Annotated in this window: 16 protein-coding genes and 1 pseudogene; 5 read left to right on the top strand and 12 right to left on the bottom strand. The window is 63.2% G+C overall.

The features are described from left to right. Positions 1-12: 12 nt before the first annotated feature. The 7 genes and pseudogenes from NE852_RS14325 to NE852_RS14295 form a co-directional block, all read right to left on the bottom strand. Positions 13-1,983, bottom strand: a complete 1,971-nt coding sequence (locus NE852_RS14325; protein WP_008533574.1) for a mechanosensitive ion channel family protein — start codon at positions 1,981-1,983, stop codon at positions 13-15. Between the two features lie 11 nt (positions 1,984-1,994). Then, positions 1,995-3,209, bottom strand: a complete 1,215-nt coding sequence (locus tag NE852_RS14320) for an alpha/beta hydrolase (protein ID WP_037174618.1) — start codon at positions 3,207-3,209, stop codon at positions 1,995-1,997. A 205-nt stretch (positions 3,210-3,414) separates the two neighbouring features. Beyond that, positions 3,415-4,002: a bifunctional 2-polyprenyl-6-hydroxyphenol methylase/3-demethylubiquinol 3-O-methyltransferase UbiG gene (locus NE852_RS14315; protein WP_008533577.1), complete on the bottom strand. Its 588-nt coding sequence runs from the start codon at positions 4,000-4,002 to the stop codon at positions 3,415-3,417. After that, complete coding sequence (locus NE852_RS14310; protein WP_008533578.1) at positions 3,995-4,327, bottom strand: type II toxin-antitoxin system RelE/ParE family toxin; 333 nt, start codon at positions 4,325-4,327, stop codon at positions 3,995-3,997. Before NE852_RS14310 ends, NE852_RS14315 begins: the two co-directional genes overlap by 8 nt. After that, positions 4,311-4,562 carry a type II toxin-antitoxin system ParD family antitoxin gene (locus tag NE852_RS14305; protein ID WP_037174620.1) on the bottom strand — a complete coding sequence of 84 codons (252 nt, stop codon included), beginning with the start codon at positions 4,560-4,562 and terminating at the stop codon, positions 4,311-4,313. The genes NE852_RS14310 and NE852_RS14305 overlap by 17 nt, the downstream gene beginning before the upstream one ends. Before the next feature lie 117 nt (positions 4,563-4,679). Next, positions 4,680-4,838: pseudogene (locus tag NE852_RS14300) on the bottom strand (PIN domain-containing protein); the annotation flags it as partial. Between the two features lie 61 nt (positions 4,839-4,899). Next, positions 4,900-6,000: a branched-chain amino acid aminotransferase gene (locus NE852_RS14295; RefSeq protein WP_258155740.1), complete on the bottom strand. Its 1,101-nt coding sequence runs from the start codon at positions 5,998-6,000 to the stop codon at positions 4,900-4,902. 408 nt (positions 6,001-6,408) lie between these two features. Between NE852_RS14295 and NE852_RS14290 the strand changes: the two genes are divergently transcribed. Then, entirely contained in the window at positions 6,409-7,629 is a 1,221-nt protein-coding gene (locus NE852_RS14290) for a PLP-dependent aminotransferase family protein (RefSeq protein ID WP_008533587.1), read from the top strand. A gap of 249 nt (positions 7,630-7,878) precedes the next feature. Here the strand turns inward: NE852_RS14290 and NE852_RS14285 are convergent, their stop codons facing one another. The 3 genes from NE852_RS14285 to NE852_RS14275 all read right to left on the bottom strand — a co-directional run bounded on the left by NE852_RS14285 (position 7,879) and on the right by NE852_RS14275 (position 10,772). Next, positions 7,879-8,922 (bottom strand): DUF2278 family protein, encoded by a 1,044-nt coding sequence (locus tag NE852_RS14285; protein ID WP_008533588.1) that lies wholly within the window; start codon positions 8,920-8,922, stop codon positions 7,879-7,881. 94 nt (positions 8,923-9,016) lie between these two features. After that, positions 9,017-10,075, bottom strand: a complete 1,059-nt coding sequence (locus NE852_RS14280) for an aldo/keto reductase (protein ID WP_008533589.1) — start codon at positions 10,073-10,075, stop codon at positions 9,017-9,019. 226 nt (positions 10,076-10,301) lie between these two features. Beyond that, positions 10,302-10,772 (bottom strand): MarR family winged helix-turn-helix transcriptional regulator, encoded by a 471-nt coding sequence (locus tag NE852_RS14275; protein WP_008533590.1) that lies wholly within the window; start codon positions 10,770-10,772, stop codon positions 10,302-10,304. Positions 10,773-10,983: 211 nt separating this feature from the next. Between NE852_RS14275 and NE852_RS14270 the strand changes: the two genes are divergently transcribed. Next, positions 10,984-11,751, top strand: coding sequence for an alpha/beta fold hydrolase (locus NE852_RS14270; RefSeq protein ID WP_008533592.1), 768 nt, complete (start codon positions 10,984-10,986; stop codon positions 11,749-11,751). Between the two features lie 39 nt (positions 11,752-11,790). Here NE852_RS14270 and NE852_RS14265 read toward each other — a convergent pair whose 3' ends face one another. Beyond that, a complete protein-coding gene (locus NE852_RS14265; RefSeq protein ID WP_258155738.1) occupies positions 11,791-13,689 on the bottom strand; it encodes a hypothetical protein in 1,899 nt (632 codons plus the stop codon). Between the two features lie 202 nt (positions 13,690-13,891). Here NE852_RS14265 and NE852_RS14260 point away from each other — a divergent pair, with 202 nt between their 5' ends. From NE852_RS14260 to NE852_RS14250, 3 genes are read left to right on the top strand one after another with little or no spacing between them, the layout of a single operon-like run. Next, positions 13,892-14,869 carry an ABC transporter substrate-binding protein gene (locus tag NE852_RS14260; RefSeq protein WP_008533596.1) on the top strand — a complete coding sequence of 326 codons (978 nt, stop codon included), beginning with the start codon at positions 13,892-13,894 and terminating at the stop codon, positions 14,867-14,869. Positions 14,870-14,876: 7 nt separating this feature from the next. Continuing rightward, positions 14,877-16,571, top strand: coding sequence for an iron ABC transporter permease (locus tag NE852_RS14255; protein WP_258155736.1), 1,695 nt, complete (start codon positions 14,877-14,879; stop codon positions 16,569-16,571). Further along, entirely contained in the window at positions 16,559-17,578 is a 1,020-nt protein-coding gene (locus NE852_RS14250; RefSeq protein WP_258155734.1) for an ABC transporter ATP-binding protein, read from the top strand. The genes NE852_RS14255 and NE852_RS14250 overlap by 13 nt, the downstream gene beginning before the upstream one ends. Positions 17,579-17,629: 51 nt before the next feature. Here NE852_RS14250 and NE852_RS14245 read toward each other — a convergent pair whose 3' ends face one another. After that, positions 17,630-17,998 carry a DUF4189 domain-containing protein gene (locus NE852_RS14245; RefSeq protein WP_258155733.1) on the bottom strand — a complete coding sequence of 123 codons (369 nt, stop codon included), beginning with the start codon at positions 17,996-17,998 and terminating at the stop codon, positions 17,630-17,632. Positions 17,999-18,101 lie beyond the last annotated feature (103 nt).

Below are 18,101 nucleotides of genomic sequence, written 5' to 3'. Positions count from 1 at the left end.
TCCGCCACCACTTCACTTCGCCGGCGTCGCCGCACTCGCCTGCTGGGCTCGGATCGCCTGGGCAGCCGCGGCCGCGCTGCCGTCCTTGTCGTCGCCTCCGACCTGCACCGTCGGTTGGGCGAAGGCGATGCCGTTGGCCAGGAACACTTCGCGGATCTTGGCGTAGGCCTTGCGGCGCACAAAGGTCTGCATGCCGGGGACGGTGGTCATGGCGAAGCTCAGGACGATCCCGTAGTCGGCGAATTCCTCGACGCCTTTCATTTTCAAGGGCTCGATGAAGAGCTTGCCGAGTTCGGCATCCTCCTGAAGTTCGGCGCCGACTTTCTTGGTCAGCTTGCGCGCCTTCTCGATATCGGTGTTGAAGCCGACCGTGATCCTGAACTTGTCGATGACCCAATCGCGGCTCATATTCTCGACGGCGCCGAGTTCGCCGAAGGGCACGGTGAACACCGGACCGCGATGGTGACGCAGCCGAACCGAACGGAGGCTGAAGCCTTCCACGGTTCCCTTGTAGTCCTTGGCCTGGATGTATTCGCCGACGCGGAAGGCGTCATCCAGCATGTAGAACACGCCGCTGATGACATCCTTGACGAGGGTTTGCGAGCCGAAGCCGATGGCGACGCCGAAGATGCCGGCGCCGGCGATCAGCGGTCCGATCTGCACGCCGAGCTGCGCCAGCACGATCAGTCCCGCCATAACAGCGACGAGGACGGCGAGCGCATTGCGGAAGATCGGAAGAAGCGTGCGGAACCGCGCCCGCCTTGCGGCGTCGGCCGGTGCGAGAGACGTCGTGTCGGTCGCCACGCGCAGCGTTCGATCGATCCAGCCTTTTGCCAGCTGCCAGAGAAGATCGGCGCAGACGAGGATCAGGACGCTCTTCAGTCCGCCATAGAACAATGCGACGGCGAAGGGATCGCGCTGGCCGAGCGTATCCGGATTGAGCTGCCAGACGAGCGCGAGCCACGCCACGGCGAGCGCGATGACCACAGCGCGTGCGCCTCTGACGATCAGGATGCCGCGAAGGCTGGCGGGGTCGCTGATGAAAGAGCCTGCGATGCGCCCCGTCGTACTGAGGATCGACGGCAGGACAAGCGCATAGATACCAATCCAGAAAAGGCCTCTCATGTTGACGCACCAGATCAGCCACAGCACGACAAGGAATGCGGCCACGGCGGCTTTCCACGTCCGGGATCGCTGCGAGGTGGCCCACACGGCCTCGATTGCGAGGATGAGTCCGACGACGGAGAAACAGTAGCTGATCGCACCGGTGACTACAGGCGGAACGCCAAGCGGTTTGCCGACGGCCGCCGTCGCAGCCGCCAGACAGACGACGCCGAAAATGATTGTCAGCCGCACGCGCAAGGGTGCCGCGATATCGGCTGCCGACAGACAAACGATCGCCAGGCGAAACAGGATGAAGGCGGAGAGATAGGCGAGCAGCGTGACGCGGGCGAGAGGCGGCCAGTCCACCGCGAAGAAGACGATCGCCATGGCGCCCGCGAAGATGCCGACCGGGGCCAGGCGTCCAAGCAGCGTCTCGCGGCGCGCCACCAGCCTGCCGTAGAGTGCCTCGGCGAGAAGACCGAGAGCGACCAGCCCGCCGAAGATGACGAAGACCGGCGCGTAGCCCCGGCTTGTGGCATCCTGCCGCGCCCTGACGGCGGCGGCCGCCACTTCGGCCGGTATCGCCGGTATCGCAGCGATGATCTCATGAACGTGCGCCCGTGCAGCGGTCTCCCAGTCGGCCAGATTGGAGTCGGCCGGATTGGAAGCGCCTGCCGCCGAAGCCGGGCTTGCTGAGGAAGCCGGGCTCGCTGCAGGTGCTCCGGCCTCCTTTCGGCTGTTGAGCCAGGCCTGCACATCTGGGTCCTGAAGAAGCCGGACGAGTTCGTCGATCTTCTGTTGCGGCGCGGCCGCGGGCGCCTGCGCCATGGCGTTGAATGCGAGGAGAAGTCCGGCGATGAAAGACAGAATCCGTTTCATGCCGGTTCTCCCTATTGCGTCAGCGGCTGCGGCTTCAGGTCGCCGCCAAGCGTATCGCCGGCCGGCTGCGGCTTCCCCCTTTGCATCAGCGGCTGCTCGATGATCGTGGCCGGGACCGCGACGGCGGTGGCTGCCACAGTGCCGATATTCGTAACCGTCCCGCCGACCACGGCCGTGATGCCCTGGCCGAGCGTGACCTTCGAATCTGTCAGCGTCTGGCCGGTCATCAGGCGCTGGCCGATGAGTTGGACGATCTCGGGGCTTTCGGCGAACTTGCCGTGGTTGAGCCCGTCGCCTGACTTCACCTTCGTCAGGTCGATGGCGGTGATGCCGGCTTTCTCGAGCTTGGAGCGATAGGGCTCTTCCGCCGGATTGATCGAGCCGAGACGGGAGACGCGGCCGGTGATGAAGCTCGAAAGGGCAAGGGCCTTGTCGTCCTGGGAGACGAAGATCGTGAACTTAGGATGCGGCTGGCCCATTTCGACGAACTGCTTGGCGAAGACCTGAATATCGATATCGGGCGAGGCGAGGATCACATTGCGAATTTTCGGATTCACATGGCCGTCGCGTATGCCCATCTGCCGCAGCGATTCCATGGCAAGCCATGTTCCCATCGAATGCGCCAGGATGGTGATGTCCTTGACATCGGGGTCGGCGGCCAGCGTGCGCAGAGCCTGCTCCAATCCCGTGCGCGAATAGTTCGTGCTTTCCTTGTCGTATTGGTATGCCGTGATCGCAGCACGCGACGGCCAGGTGAACAGCACCGGCGTCGCCTGCATCTTGCTGTCGTGCACGATCTGCGCCAGCCGAAAGACGGAATCCTCGTAGGTGTTGTTGAAGCCGTGGATGAAGACCAGCGCGTGACCGCCGACCACGTGCTGCCCGAACCATTTTCTGCCTTCGGCGATCGTGTCGATCTGCTGGACATTGGTCACGGCGAAATCCGTTGCGGGATCTGGCGGAAGACGCTTGGGCCACTGCACCGTGCCCGGCTCGCGTTTCGGCGGGATCGAGACGGTGATCTGCGTCAGATGCGGCTTGGAGCTGCGCTCGCCGTTGAACAGCGTGGCCGGGTCGCCCGATGGTTCGCGCGTGGTAGCCACCAGCATTGCCACTTTGGACGTTGGGGTAGTGGAAGCCGAAAGCGGAACCGGCGTCATGACGCCATTGGGATGTCCACAACTTGTCAGAAGAAGGAGAACGAGGAGGACACTACGTTTTAGCATGCACGCGTTCCAGTTATCGCCTGGGGAGAATGCGCATCTCAAGAGTGGATTCTAGCAGGTGGCGCGTAGCGAAGCCTGTAGCATCACGTAATATCTGTGCGGTTGGACGCCGCCCTAGTGCTAAATTGCCACGCCTTCGAAAGGACGGCAATAGGGGCCGTCAGACGAGCGCTGGGCCGCGCCTTCAGGGCAGAAAGCGCTGTTTTCAGCGTCTTGCGCTCACCGTCAGCCAGTGGGTCGGCTTGTCGTCATAGCCGCTGCCGTCGTGTTCGCCGATGGCAAGGTTGCGCCAGCCGCCTTTCGTCAGAAGCTCCGACAGCCATTCGGCGGAAGGGTAGTTGTAATAGCGCCCGAGGCCGTCATGGCCCTCGGCTTTCCCGGCTTTGAAGCTTGCGTGGAGCAGGCCGCCTGTTTTCAGGGCGCGACGGATGCGGGCGAAGACGTCGGGCAGTTCGGACCGGGGGACATGAAGGAGGCTCGCATGCGCCCAGACGCCGTCATAGGCACCTTCGGCGTCGAGGTCCTGGAACAGCATGACCCTGACGGGTCGGCCGATCCGTGCCTCGGCCTGCCTTGCCAGTTCGGCCGAGCCGTCGGTCGGCGTCACGTCGAAGCCTTGCGATAGCATATAGGCGCTGTCCTGCCCGCCGCCGCAGCCGAGTTCGAGGATTGCTGCACCCGGCACAAGCCCGGCCAGGAAGGCGTCTAGCGTCTGTTTCGGCAGGCTCCGCGCCCGGCCGGCATAGGTCTCGGCGTTTTCCCGGTAAAAGGTGGCGGTGCTGTCATCAGGCATGCGGGTCGGCCCGGCGGGATCGTCGGCTGGATTGAAGGTGCTGTTCGGGAAGCCGGTCCGCGCCGATAATGTCGAGGACGAGGATGCCATCGGGTATTTCGCGATAGAAGGCGACATGGCGCATGTGGAGAAGGCGGCGAAGGCCGGCGCCGAGCTCTTCGCATTCGTCTCCCATGGAAGGCACGCGCGAAAGAAGCACGAAGATCCTGTCCCAATCGAGAAGATAGGCATCGGCCTGCGCCTCGCCGAAATGCAGACAGGCATATTCGTCGATGCCCGAGAGCACGGCGTCTGCGGTTCGGGTCAGGCTATAGGTAGCTGTCACGCAGTTTCGCCTTCGTTTCCATCAGGATATCGGGGATGCGCCGGTCGCTGACGCCGCTCTCCTCGGCCAGCCTCAGAATGTCGCGCAGTTCGTCGTCGTCGAGCTTACGGTGGTCCTGATCCTTCAGAACGAGCTCCGCCAGGAATGTGTCGGCACTGTCGTATCGGCCGCTTGCGACACGGCGCGCGACGTAGTCCGCCAGGTGATCCGGAAGCGAGATCGTCATTTTCGCCATTGAATTCGGTGCCGTCCGCCCATGCTGGTACCAGCTATCCCCAATGCCAGATTACCATTCCCCCGACTGTGATAAAAGCGTTAACCGCCGCCGTCGAGCACTTGGGTCACATGCGGGTCAGTCTTTTTCGTCGATGTAGAGGACGCGCTCGAGACCCTTGAAATGGGCATCGCATGTCAAGATATCGGCATTGTGGTGCTCGGCCGTCGCATAGATGATCGCATCGGCGTTGGCGAGCTTCAAGGCTGCGGATATTTCGGCCGCGCGACGGGCGAGGCCGAGGCCGGCGCCCACCATGCCGGTGTCGGCGCCGCCATTTCAGTGGAAGGTCTGGAGGTCAGGCCGTGATGAGGCGCGTCCAGCCGTGCTCATCGTTCGTTACGCCCTTCTGCAGGCTGACGAGCTGCTGACGCAGTTCGCTGGTCAGCTTGCCGGTCTGTCCGTCCCCGACCAGAAACTCGCCGCCGGCATGTCGAACCAGGCCGATGCCCGCAAGGACTGCGGCCGTGCCGCAAGCGAAGGCTTCGACGAGCTTGCCGCTGGCGGCGTCGGCCTGCCATTCGGTGAAGGAGTAGGGACGCTGCTCGACGCGCAAGCCCCGTTCTTCTGCGAGCATGATGACGGAGGCCCGGGTAATGCCCGGCAGGATCGTGCCGCCGAGCGGCGGGGTCACGACCGATCCATCGTTCATCACGAAGAAGACGTTCATGCCGCCGAGTTCCTCGACCCAGCGATGCTCCGCCGCATCCAGGAAGACGACCTGATCGCAGCCCTTCTTCGCGGCTTCCGCTTGCGCCACCAGGCTGGCTGCATAGTTTCCGCCGCATTTCGCAGCGCCGGTGCCGCCGCTGGCCGCGCGGGTGTATTCGGTCTCGACCCAAAGGGAGACGGCTTTCGCGCCGCCCTTGAAGTAGGCCCCGACCGGAGAAGCGATGATGCAGAAGATATATTCCTGCGCCGGACGAACGCCGAGAAATGCCTCGTTGGCGAACATGAAGGGGCGGAGATAAAGGCTGGCGTCGCCCGAGGGTATCCAGTTCTTGTCGACACGCACCAGCTCTTCGACGGCCTTCAGGAAAAGCTCTTCCGGGACTTCCGGCATGGCCATGCGGGCTGCCGACTGCGCGAAGCGGCGGGCGTTTTCTTCCGGCCGGAAGAGCAGGATGCGGCCGTCATCGGCCTTGTAGGCCTTCATGCCTTCGAAGATTTCCTGCGCGTAATGCAGCACGGCGCTTGCCGGATCGAGTTCCAGGGGGCGGCGCGGCGTCACCTTCGCATCGTGCCAGCCCTTGTCGGCCGTCCAGCGTGCCAGGACCATGTGATCGGTGAAGATCTTGCCGAATCCGGGTGTTTCCAGTGCCTTGATGCGGTCGGCGTCGGGAACGGGAGACTTATGGAATTCGATTGTGATTTCAGGAGAAGTCGACGTCGCGGTCATGCTGGCACCTTGATAGTCCATTGAATAATGGCGCGCACACTACTGCCCCCAGGCCGGTTTTGGAAAGGACTGAATCGGTCGGTTTCGGCTTTTTGAGCAGAGGAATAGCCGCTCGAACCGGCAAATTTTCACGCAACAGGCTGGGCCATTTGCGTGAAACCTCCAACGTCTGTCCAATTGGCTGGGGCTTTCGAATGCCGGATCTTCAAACTTTGTCACGGTAACAAAAAAATAGGTCAGTATTGTTGACATAAATTTCCCCGCGTGATCAGCTGCGGATATTGGAGCATGTCGCGCAAAAGTGTGCAGCGGTTTTGCGAGAACGACATGCGTAAAAACAAAGACCTAAGGCGCGAAGAGCGAATCTGAAAGATCGCGACGCGCTTTAGAAAATAAGAGGAAACCTCCATGCTGAATTGGGACGCAATGTTTGCGACGCGCTCTTCCCGTATGCGCGCTTCGGAAATCCGCGAGCTTCTGAAACTTCTCGACCGGCCCGACATCATCTCCTTTGCCGGCGGCATTCCGGACCCGGCGCTGTTTCCGGACAAGGAATTCAAGCAGGCATACGCGGATATTTTCGATGGTTCGGCCGTCAACTCGGCTCTGCAATATTCGGTTTCCGAAGGCTACAAGCCGCTGCGGGAATGGCTGGTCGGGCAGATGGGTGCGCTCGGCATCCCCTGCGATCTCGACAATGTCTTCATCGTCTCCGGCTCGCAGCAGGGGCTCGATTATCTCGGCAAGCTCTTCTTGTCGCCTGATGATACCGCGCTCGTGACCTGGCCGACCTATCTCGGCGCGCTGCAGGCCTTCAACGCCTATGAGCCGGCCTACGACCAGCTGACGCCGAGCGGCAACCGGACGCCTGAGTCCTATCGCGTCGCCGCGTCCGCTGCCGGCGGCAAGGTGAAGTTCGCCTATCTCTCCACCGATTTCTCCAATCCCACAGGAGAAACCGTCGATCTCGCCGGCCGCAGGAAGGTGCTGGCGCTTGCCGAAGAGCTCGATATCGCCGTCATCGAGGATGCGGCCTACCAGTCGCTACGTTACGACGGCGATCCGATCCCGCCGATCCTGGCGCTTGAAATCGCCGACAAGGGCCATATCAACAATACGCGCACGATCTATTGCGGCAGCTTTTCCAAGACGCTGGCACCCGGCCTTCGCGTCGGCTTCATCGTCGCCAATGCGCCCGTCATCCGCAAGCTGGTGCTGATGAAGCAGGCGGCCGACCTGCATTCCTCGACGATCAACCAGATGGCGATATCGGATGTCGCCGTGCGCGGCTTCGACAAGCAGGTCGCCAAGATCAAGGCCGTGTATAGCCACCGCCGCGACTGCATGCTGGCGGCGCTGGAAAAGTACATGCCTGAGGGCACGAGCTGGACGAAGCCTGAAGGCGGCATGTTCATCTGGATCACGCTGCCGGAAGGCATGGACGGCGCCAAGCTGCTGGCGAAATCGCTCGAAACCGCCAAGGTCGCCTTCGTGCCTGGCAAGGCCTTCTTCGCCGACGGCTCCGGCGCCAACACCTTCCGTGTCAGCTTCTCCTGCGCCAATGAGCAGATGATCGAGGATGGGATCGGCCGGCTAGGCAAGTTGATTGCTGACGAGATCGGCGGGTGAGTGTCGGGAGTGGGGGCAACGATAACCGTTGTGCCGTGCAGCCCCCTCATCCGACCCTTCGGGCCACCTTCTCCCCGCTGGGGAGAAGAGGGGCAAGACGCTCTTCTTCAAGAAGTGCGAAACGCTGCCACGATTCCGCTTCTCCCCAGCGGGGAGAAGATGCCGGCAGGCAGATGAGGGGGCTGCACGGCACGCCCTCTCATCCCTCCTGTGCTCGTCACAGGAATGAGGGAGGAGAGGGAACACCAATCAAAAGATCGTCGTCCAACCCTCGTTCGCCGTCTCGCTCTTGCCGTAGCCGACGCGGTCGGCCACGGCGCCGTCGGTGTTGCGCAGGATGATGTCGCCGCCCTTGTTGGCGAGTTGCGGGCCGCCGGCTGCGGCGTTGAGCGCGATCGTGCGCAGCTCGCCTGCGGCGAGCGATCCCGACAGCGTCTGCGTGCGGCCGTTGTCATCCTCCAGCTTCCAGCCGTCGAGGGCTACCGCCATGTCGGAGCGGTTGATCAGCGTCACCGTTTCGGCTTCCACGCCGCCTGCGCCGTTTACCGGGTTGATCAGCGCGGCGATGATACGCAGCGAGGAGGCGACGACAGGCTGCGGCCGGCGTGTGCCTTCGCCGCGGCCCTGGCCGCCGCGGTCCTCGGCGACGGGATGGCCGGTCGCCGCATCGGTGTTCCAGTTCTGCGATTGGAAGCAGAGGAAGATCGCCGCCCATTCGCCGGTGTCGGTGAAATGGACGAGCAGCGCGCCATCCTGGTTCGGGCCGTTGGTGGCCTTGAAGCCGCCATTGTCGCCCTGGTTCATATGGATGTCGTGGATGCCGTTGCCCGGCTCGAAGTGGAAATATTCGTCCGGCTTGTTGTTCTCGGGCCCCCAGGCCTCGCCGAAGGCGTAGAAATGCACGTCGGAGTCGGCGATGCCTTCCTGGACGATCGGCTCGATGAAGTCGCGAAGGTCGTTCTTCGGGCCGGAGAGCTGGAAGGGCGCGACGTTCATGTCTTCGCGCTCGATCAGCCCGCCGCGGACATAATCGATCGCGAGCTCCGGACGGTCTTTGCGGATATCGGTCAGGCCCATCGGCAGGGCTTCAAGCGCCTCCGTCAGCGTCCCGTGCTTGAAATCGACGATGTTGGCGTAGAGCAGGTCGTGCGGCGATTCCTTGGAGCGGACGTTGAGCGCGATGCGGTAGCTGACGCCGTTCGCCTCGATGCGGATCTCGATATGGGGATCGTTGTCGTCATCGAGGGCGAGCGCGCTCGCCGTGCCCTTCAGGACCTTGTAATTCTTCAGCATGGCGAACCTCGCGGGTTGAGCGGGGTCGCAGGATAACACGGCGAGAGTGCATATTTTGTGACGCTTGTCTTTCGCCGTGCGATGTCGCGCCGACTTATTGCTGGATGTGCGGGCCGAAAAGCTCGAGATCGGCTTCGCTGAGCCGGTCGCTCGCCGTGTTCAGTTGGTGCCAGTAGGGATAGAGGACCGGCGGCAGGCTGACGGCGTCGAGGCGTTTGCGCTCCTCATCAGTAAGCTTCAGTTCGGCGGCGGCGATATTGTCGCGGAACTGGGCTTCGGTGCGGCCGCCGATAATGACCGAGGTGACCGCCTTGCGGCCGATCAGCCAGGCGAGCGCAACTTGAGCGGCCGAGACGCCGCGCTCCTCGCCGATCGCGACCAGCGTCTCGACGATGTTCCACAGGCGGTTCTCGTCGCGGATCGGCGGCTCGGTCCAGCCGGCGAACTGGCGCGTGCCTTCGGGGGCTGCCTGGTTGCGGCGGTGTTTGCCGGAAAGCAGGCCGCCGGCGAGCGGGCTCCAGACCAGCACGCCGAGGCCCTGATCGATTGCGATCGGCAGCAGCTCATATTCGGCGTCGCGGGCTTCCAGCGTATAGTGGATCTGCTGGCTGACGAAGCGCTGGTAGCGGTGTTCGTTGGCGATCCCGAGAGCCTTCATGATGTGCCAGCCGGAATAGTTCGAGCAGCCGACATAACGCACCTTGCCCTGCCGGATCAGGGTGTCGAGCGCTTCCATCGTCTCTTCGAGCGGCGTCTGGCCGTCCCATTCATGCACCTGGTAGAGGTCAATGACATCGGTTTTCAGGCGCTTCAGGCTCGCCTCGCATTCGCGGATCAGGTGGTAGCGCGACAGACCGCTGTCGTTCGGACCTTCACCCATGCCGAAGCGGGCTTTGGTGGCGAGCAGCACGCCCTGCGGCCGCTTGCCGGCGAGCGCCTCGCCGATGATATTTTCGCATTCGCCTGACGAATAGACGTTGGCGGTGTCGATGAGGTTGATGCCAGCATCGATGCAGATATCGATCATTTTCTTCGCCTCGGAGACGCCGAGATCGCCGACCATCTTCGCCCAGCCGACGCCGCCGAAGGTCATCGTGCCCATGGTCAAGGTCGAAATCTTGAGGCCGGAACGGCCGAGCAGACGATATTCCATTGAAACTCCTCCCTCATGGAAAACACGATTGACGTACCTCAGTACGGCGAAATGGCAATGGCAGCGCATTCACGCCTGCGTGAGATCAGGCAATATTGCGGGCGCGGGAATCCTGGCCGTTTGGCTGCCACCGGCGATCGCGCGGGCCGGCGGCAGGGCGCCGGCAGACGGATCCTACAATATGCCATCGGCTTGTCGACGGAAATCGATCTACCGGGGCGCGGCGTCAGGTCTCTTCCCTGTTCTTCTTGTGAATGTTGTCGCGGATGGACGCAATCGTTTCCCGGATCTTGCTGACGGTCTCAGCGTCGAGACCGACGGCTTTCCCGATGCAGTCGAACACGGGAGCCACACGGCTCTTCAAGGCGTGCCCCTCCTTCGTCAGGCGAAGCAGGACCTGGCGCTCATCGGCGGGATTTCGATTGCGGGTGACGAGGCCTGATTTCTCCAGCCGCTTCAACAGCGGGGTGAGGGTACTGGAGTCAAGAAACAGGGTCTCGCCCAGATCCTTCACCGTGCGGTCGTCGCGCGCCCATAATGTGGTCATCACCAGGAATTGCGGGTAGGTGAGTTCCAACTCGTCGAGCAGCGGCCGGTAAAGCTGGTTGAAGGCATGGCCTGCCGAGTAGATTGAAAAGCAAAGCATTTCATCGACCTTCGGCACGTCGGCGAGAGCATCTGATGTGGCGTCTTTCATCACCTTCTCCTTGGTCCCCAATATAATTTGTGCGCGATCTATTTGCAAGCTATTGACGCTCGGGCGGAAGTCGCCTATTTAGATCGTGTACAAACAAATCGCCTACAAATTATATCGGATTGGGAATGCGGACGGCGGGCGGAATTGATCCTCCCCCCTGCTTCCCGGAATGACCCTTTAGCGAAACTCAACTGACGAAAGGAAATGACCAATGTTCAAGTTTGCTGCCGTCGTCGCCCTGGCGGGTGCGCTTCTTTCCGGTACTGCCGTTGCCGAGCCGGCCAAGCCGACCGTCGTTCTCGTCCATGGCGCCTTTGCCGATTCATCCAGCTGGAACGGCGTCGTCGAGATCCTCCGCAAGGACGGTTTCCCGGTCGTGGCTGCCGCCAATCCGCTGCGCAGCGTATCCAATGACGCTGCCTATGTTTCCGATGTGGTCGCCAGTATCGCCGGCCCGGTCGTTCTCGTCGGCCATTCCTATGGGGGGCAGGTGATCTCGACCGCCGCAAACGGCCACAACAACGTCAAGTCCCTGGTCTATGTCGCAGCATTCGCGCCGGATGCAGGGGAATCGGTTGCCGATCTTGCCGGCAAGTTTCCCGGCGGCACGCTGGGCGCAGCGCTTGCAGCTCCGGTGAAACTCAGCGCGGGCGGTGTCGATCTCTATATCGACCAGGCGAAATTCCACGATCAGTTCGCCAGCGATGTGCCGGCTGAACAGGCTGCCCTGATGGCGGCGGCGCAACGCCCGGTCACCGATGTCGCTCTCAACGAAAAATCGGGCGAGCCCGCCTGGAAGAAGCTGCCGTCGTGGTTTGTCTACGGCACCGGCGACAAGAACATTCCGGCCGCAGCTCTTGGCTTCATGGCCGAGCGGGCAAAGTCGAAGCACACCGTCGTGGTCGAGGGCGCTTCCCACGTGGTGATGGTTTCGCAGCCGCAGAAGGTGGCGGAGCTTATCGAAGAGGCCGCAAAATAACGTTCGAGGGGGTCACGGCGCGCAGGTGCCGTGACCCGTTTACTGCCGCGCGAGGATGATCAGGCGGTCGGCTTCGCAAAAGGCCAGAAGATCCGATTTCTGAGGGTTGACGACGACGCCGGCGAGGTTGCGGGCGTCTGCATCGCCCGGCCGTTGGCGGCGATAGCCGATGGCGACCTCGCCGCGACGCAGCGCCGCCAGGCAGATCGTGTAGAAGCTCACCGGCCTGTCGATCGACACATAGTCCGTGACGGGGCGCATATAGATCTCGGAACCATCCTCATCGAGCAGCTCGTCGAAGATCGCCGCCATCTGGGCGTTCTCGGAAGCCTGGGCCAGCATCAGGCTGACGAGCTTGTTGCTGACGACGAAGTCGTCGGCGCGGGTGACGGCGGCAAGCTCGCGGTTGCGCACGTCGATCATCTCGCTGACGATGCCGATGTGGCGGCCGTTCGTCTCGGCGATCCGGCGCAGCTGCAGCAAAGTGACGAGCGTGCGCGTATCGGCCGGCTGCGGCGCCATGTGATCGGAATAGCCGAGTACCAGCACATGGTCATAGGCGGGAATGTCGAGCCCGTCGAGTTCGGCCCGACTGCTGGTATCGGTGAGGCGACAGGTGATCTTCATATTGCCGCCGGCAAGCTTCAGGCCGCGGACCTCCGCCTCGATATCGGGCGTGTCGGCGGCGATGGTGAGTTCGGAGCCGGGGGCGACGTAGCGCGACAGTTCGTGGGCGATGAGCGGGCCGCGGCGGTTCCAGCCGAGCATCAGCGTGCGTTCGGCCTTCGCCTGCCGTGTCACCGGTGCGACGATCGCTTCCTTGTCGATGCGCATCTCGACCGCGCCGCTTTTGACCGCCGCATCGTCCTCGGCGATGATGATGGCGCGCTCGCCGGGCAGGAAGATGCGGTTTGCCGGCGGGTTGAGATAGACTTCGCCTTGCGTGTCGCAGAAGCCGATCAGCGTCGAGGTCTCGTACATCATCACGGCGGCGCCGAAACTCTTGCCCGCGAGTTCCGGCTGGTCGAGCGTATAGATTTCGCAGCCGTCGAAATCGAGCAGTTCGGAATAGACGCCCGACAGGCCCGACTGGCGGCTCGAATGGGCGACGATGCGCGAGATCAGGTCGTCGGCGAGCACCAGCTGCAGCTCCTTGCCGCCGACGATGCGCGCCACCTCGGCGTTTTTCGCATCGCGGATTTCGGCGGCGATCTGGTAGGGCGCCTCGCGCCGGCCGGGATCATTGACGAGGGCGAGCACCGTCTTGATGACCTCGGAATCGGCATGCGCGCCTTCCGGCGACAACACGATGATCGAGCGGGAGGTGTGCGGATTGACGATGTTGATGTCGTAGAGATCCGTCGGATCGCCGCTACGGCAGATGATGCGGGTGTTTTTGAAGTCGCCGATCTTGTCGGCAAGCTCGTCCTCCATCTCCACCTTGTCCTTGGCGGCCATGATGACGATGCGCGGGCGGCGGCGGCTGGCATTGGCGGTGACGAGTTCCGAGACGACGTCGAAGATCGAGGGCGACCAGTTGAAGATGATCGTGTGGTCGTTTTCGAGCACCTGCGAGCGGCCCTTGCGCAGGTCGTCGAGCTTTTCCTCAAGGCCGGAGCTCAGCACGCCGATGAGGGCGGAAAAGACGAAGATGCCTGAAATGGTGACGACGAGAGAGACGCCGCGGAAGGGCCAGCCGAGATCGCCGCCCATCGTGCCGGCATCCATGGTGCGCATCAGCGATTCCCAGGCGCCCTCGACGAAGCTCATATGCTCGCCGCCGTCGGGCGCAATGCCGGTCAGGGCCAGCAGCAGTCCGGCGGCGATGATGACGATCAGCGATATCACCGCCAACCAGCCGATGAGCGCGATCGGGCCGGCGGCCATGCTCTTGTCGAACTGGTAGCGCAGGCGCGCGCGCCAGGGTGTTCTTTTCATTCCGCTCATCCCCTCGAATCGGCCTGAACGGCCGCATTCACAGGCGATTCCAGAAATCGGCAGGCCGATCAACTCTATTGTCGGCAGGGCGGGCGAAGCGTCGGGGAAGGTTGTGAATCCGGCTCTGGCGCCCCCCGTGTCACATGCCTGTCAACCACCGCCAATAAGGGAAGGGTGACCGCAAATCTCGAGGATCACTCTCATGAAAACGATCGTTTCCGCCGCAGCGCTTCTTGCCGCGAGCCTCTTTGCCGTTCCGGCCCTTGCCGCAAACCTCGTTCTCTACACCAGCCAGCCGAACGAAGACGCCCAGGCGACGGTCGATGGCTTCATGGCGGCCAATCCCGACATCAAGGTCGACTGGGTGCGCGACGGCACGCCGAAGATCATCGCCAAGCTGCAGGCCGAGATCCAGGCCGGCAACCCCGTTGCTGACATCCTCCTCATCGCCGACGTGGTGACGCTGGAGCGCCTGAAGGAAGAGGGCAAGCTGCTGGCCTACAAGTCGACGGAAGCCGCTCAGTACGACGCCTCGCTCTATGACGCTGACGGCTACTACTATTCCACGAAGCTGATCACGACGGGCATCATGTACAACACCTCGGCCGCCATGAAGCCGACGAGCTGGAAGGACCTGACAAAGCCGGAAGCCAAGGGCCTCGTCACCATGCCGAGCCCGCTTGCTTCGGGTGCCGCCCTCATCCACGCCCAGACGCTTGCTGCCGTTCCCGGCCTCGGCTGGGACTATTACAAGGCGCTCGCCGAAAACGGCGCGATCGCCGCCGGCGGCAACGGCGCCGTGCTGAAGTCGGTCGCCTCGGGCGAGAAGGCCTATGGCGTGGTCGTCGATTACCTGCCGATCCGCGAAAAGGCCAAGGGCGCGCCCGTCGAGTTCGTCTTCCCGAGCGAAGGCGTTTCGGCCGTCACCGAGCCGGTCGGCATCCTGGCGAGCAGCAAAAATGCCGAGGCCGCCAAGAAGTTCGTCGACTATGTGCTCTCGGAAAAGGGCCAGGAAGGTTTTCTCAAGCTCGGCTATATCCCGGCCCGCAATGGCATGAAGCTGCCGGAAGGTTTCCCGGCGCGTGATGCCATCAAGGTCCTGCCGATCAAGGCCGCTGAAGCTTTGAAGAATACCGACCAGGATCTGAAGACCTTCTCGGGCATCTACGGCTCGAACTGATCCTTCCATGCGAGGATATGTGAGACCAGGAAACAGCCAGCCCGTCTGGCTGTTTCCTTTTATCGTCATGTCAGTCCTGATCCTCAGCGTGCTGCCGCTCGCCCGCCTTGCCATGGTCGGGATCGCGGCCTTCGCCAATGGTGGCGTAATCGACGTGCTGAGCGCGCCGTCGCTCTGGCAGGCCACCTATTACACTGTCGTCACATCAATTCTGGGCACGATCATCTCGCTTGCCATCGGCTGCCTCTTCGCCTTCCTGCTGACGTTGACAGACATCCGCGGCAAGGGGCCGCTCAGCTTCTTCTTCGTGCTGCCGATGATGATCCCGCCGCAGGTGACGGCACTTGCCTGGGTGCAGATGTCGGGGCCGTCGAGCCCGCTGTTGAAGGCGCTCTCGCTTGCACCGCCGCTGGGCTCGCCGCAACCGCTTTATTCGGTCGGTGGCATCGCGCTGCTCTTTGGCGTGCAGCATGCGCCGCTGGTTTATCTCGCGCTCAGGGCCGGGCTGATGACGCTGCCGCGCGATGGCGTCGAGGCGGCACGGCTTTCCGGCGCCTCGAGCCTCAGGGTCTTCCGCGATATCATCCTGCCTCTGTCGCTGCCCGGCATCATTGCCGGGGCGGCGATCTCCTTCGTTTCCTGCACCGGCAATTTTGGCATACCCGCCATTCTCGGCATTCCGGCCTCGATCTTCACGCTGCCGACGCTGATCTTCACCAAATTCTCCGCCTTCACCAGCCGCACTTTCGGTGATGTCGCCGTGCTCTCGGCAATCATTGCGATGATTTCGGTCGCGGGACTGATGATCCAGGACCGGGCGCTGCGCGGCCGAGATTACCGCGTTATCGGCCTGTCGGGCGCGAGTGCCGCCTTCGGGCTCGGCGCCTGGCGTCTTGTCTTTACGCCGCTCCTCTGGGCGATCCTGTTCTTCATGCTGGCAGCACCCTTCTTCGCGCTCGTCGCCGGCGCGCTGGTGCCGGCCTATGGCGTGCCGCTCACTTTCAAGACCATGTCGCTGCATGCCTTTCAAGAGATCCTGTTCCGGCAGGCGGTGACGCGCACGGCCTTCATCAATTCGCTGTCGCTTGCAAGCGCCACCGCAGTTGGTCTGCTCGTGGTGACGGTGCTTGCCGCCTATGCGTTGACGCGGCGCAGAGATGCCGTTTCCCGCATCGTCGCCAGCCTGATCGAGATACCCTATTCGCTGCCGGGCATCGTCATGGCGGTCGCCTTCATCCTGGTCTTCGCAGCACCGATCCCGGTTCTCAACGTCTCGCTCTACGGCACGATCTGGATCATCCTGATTGCCTATTTCTCCTCCTTTTTCGCGGTCAGCCTGAAGCCCGTCGTCAGCGCCTTCCACCAGCTCGATCCGGCGCTGGAGGAAGCGGCCCGGCTTTCCGGCGCCAGCTTCTTCCGCCGGCTTTTCGATATCATCGTGCCGCTGATTGCGCCGGCTGCCGGCGCATCGGTCATCCTCGTTTTCCTGATCGCCTGCAACGAACTGACGATTTCGGCGCTGCTCTGGTCGGCCGGCACCCAGACGCTCGGCGTCGCCATCTACAATCTCGACGACAGCGGCAGTTCCGACCTTGCTTCGGCGCTCTCGGCCCTCGTCGTCCTCATGGTCGTCATCATGATGCTGCTCCTGGAACTCCTGGCGAAACGCCTGCCGAAAGGGGTGGTCCCATGGCGCAGCTGATCCTCAACCGGGTTGCCAAGGATTTCGGCACCGGGCGCGCCGCCGTGAGCGGCTTTTCGCTCGATGTGCGCGAGGGCGGTTTCCTGGCGCTGCTCGGGCCTTCCGGCTGCGGCAAGACGACGGTGCTGCGGATGATCGCCGGCTTCGAGACTCCTTCCGACGGCTCGATCCATCTCGGCGAACGGCTGCTTGCCGATGCATCCCAGTCTCTGCCGCCGGAAAGGCGCAACATGGCGATGGTCTTCCAGTCCTATGCGCTCTGGCCGCATATGAGCGTCGCCGACAATGTCGGCTATCCCCTGAAGGTGCGCGGCATCTCCGGCGATGCCTATCGGGCCAAGGTGCGCGATGCCCTTGGCACCGTCCGTCTCGCCGATTACGCCGAGCGACGGCCGGCCGATCTCTCCGGCGGCCAGCGCCAGCGCGTGGCGCTCGCCCGCTGCCTGGTGACTTCGCCTGATGTCGTGCTGCTTGATGAGCCGCTCGCCAATCTCGACCGGCACCTGAAGCAGGAGATGGAGGAGACCTTCCGCGAGTTCCACCAGCGCTCGGGCGCGACGATGATCTATGTCACGCACGACCAGAGCGAGGCGATGGCGCTCGCAACCGACGTCGCGGTCATGTCGGAAGGCCGCCTGCTGCAGGTGGCGCCGCCCGCCGAAATCTATGCCCGGCCGGAAGGCCGCATCGTCGGCGGTCTGATCGGACGCGGCGCGATCCTGACCCTGCCTGTCATGGGCGGCGAACGCCAGCTGGAGTGGGACGAGCTTGAGGATGCGCTCCATGCCGCCAATACCGATGGCGCCGATATCCTGGTGCGGCCGGAAGATGTGATCATCGGCGGCGAGGGGGCTCGCGCGACCGTCGAATCCGTGCTTTTCGAGGGCGAGCGTTACGCCGTCAAGCTGACGCTCGGCAACGGCCAGACGCTGCGCGCCTTCAGCCGCGTGGTCGTCGAGACCGGCGAGGTGGTGCGCGTCATCATTCGCGCCGGGTGGCGGCTTTGAAACGGAGCTGGCGCGGGGCCATCACGCGATGGCTGCCGGCATGCGCCGGCATCACTCACCGCCCGAGCACTGCCAGCGGATGACGCGGCAGCTGCCGGTCTGCCTGCTGCAGCTGGCGATCGCCTGGCGCTGGGCCTCGCGGCGGTCGTAACCCCAGCCGGAGCCCCAGCCGCCGCGATAGCCGACGGCGACCGCGCCGCAGCCGTTGCGGAACCAGATGGCGATGCGGCAGTCATTGGCGCTCTCGTCGCAATTGCGCCTCGCGACGGTTTCGGCGCCGCCGCGGCTGTCATAGGCATAGGACCAGCCGGTGGCTCCTGATGACGGCGAATAGGCGATGGCGCCATAAGTGTCGGCGAGCGCCGGGCCGGCGCCGGCAAGAGATGTCAGAACAGCAAGCGATGCCAGAATTCGTTTCATGAAATACCCCCGCGTGCGAATCGGCGATTGCCGTCCGCGGCAAACTATCAGAGGCCAGTGGGAGAATGTCAGGCACTCAAGTCACAGCTCGTCGCTTTCGGGC

Origin of the sequence: Rhizobium sp. Pop5, from assembly GCF_024721175.1 — a bacterium.
GTDB lineage: Bacteria > Pseudomonadota > Alphaproteobacteria > Rhizobiales > Rhizobiaceae > Rhizobium.
The sequence above is the reverse complement of the archived record's forward strand: the minus strand, read 5'-3'. Positions and strand labels throughout refer to the sequence as shown.

Excerpts from the sequence above, each read along its gene's own strand:
- NE852_RS14325 (WP_008533574.1), bottom strand. The coding sequence starts at position 1,983 with ATGAAACGGATTCTGTCTTTCATCGCCGGACTTCTCCTCGCATTCAAC.
- NE852_RS14320 (WP_037174618.1), bottom strand. The coding sequence starts at position 3,209 with ATGCTAAAACGTAGTGTCCTCCTCGTTCTCCTTCTTCTGACAAGTTGT.
- NE852_RS14315 (WP_008533577.1), bottom strand. The coding sequence starts at position 4,002 with ATGCCTGATGACAGCACCGCCACCTTTTACCGGGAAAACGCCGAGACC.
- NE852_RS14305 (WP_037174620.1), bottom strand. The coding sequence starts at position 4,562 with ATGGCGAAAATGACGATCTCGCTTCCGGATCACCTGGCGGACTACGTC.
- NE852_RS14295 (WP_258155740.1), bottom strand. The coding sequence starts at position 6,000 with ATGACCGCGACGTCGACTTCTCCTGAAATCACAATCGAATTCCATAAG.
- NE852_RS14290 (WP_008533587.1), top strand. The coding sequence starts at position 6,409 with ATGCTGAATTGGGACGCAATGTTTGCGACGCGCTCTTCCCGTATGCGC.
- NE852_RS14285 (WP_008533588.1), bottom strand. The coding sequence starts at position 8,922 with ATGCTGAAGAATTACAAGGTCCTGAAGGGCACGGCGAGCGCGCTCGCC.
- NE852_RS14280 (WP_008533589.1), bottom strand. The coding sequence starts at position 10,075 with ATGGAATATCGTCTGCTCGGCCGTTCCGGCCTCAAGATTTCGACCTTG.
- NE852_RS14275 (WP_008533590.1), bottom strand. The coding sequence starts at position 10,772 with ATGAAAGACGCCACATCAGATGCTCTCGCCGACGTGCCGAAGGTCGAT.
- NE852_RS14270 (WP_008533592.1), top strand. The coding sequence starts at position 10,984 with ATGTTCAAGTTTGCTGCCGTCGTCGCCCTGGCGGGTGCGCTTCTTTCC.
- NE852_RS14265 (WP_258155738.1), bottom strand. The coding sequence starts at position 13,689 with ATGAAAAGAACACCCTGGCGCGCGCGCCTGCGCTACCAGTTCGACAAG.
- NE852_RS14260 (WP_008533596.1), top strand. The coding sequence starts at position 13,892 with ATGAAAACGATCGTTTCCGCCGCAGCGCTTCTTGCCGCGAGCCTCTTT.
- NE852_RS14255 (WP_258155736.1), top strand. The coding sequence starts at position 14,877 with ATGCGAGGATATGTGAGACCAGGAAACAGCCAGCCCGTCTGGCTGTTT.
- NE852_RS14250 (WP_258155734.1), top strand. The coding sequence starts at position 16,559 with ATGGCGCAGCTGATCCTCAACCGGGTTGCCAAGGATTTCGGCACCGGG.
- NE852_RS14245 (WP_258155733.1), bottom strand. The coding sequence starts at position 17,998 with ATGAAACGAATTCTGGCATCGCTTGCTGTTCTGACATCTCTTGCCGGC.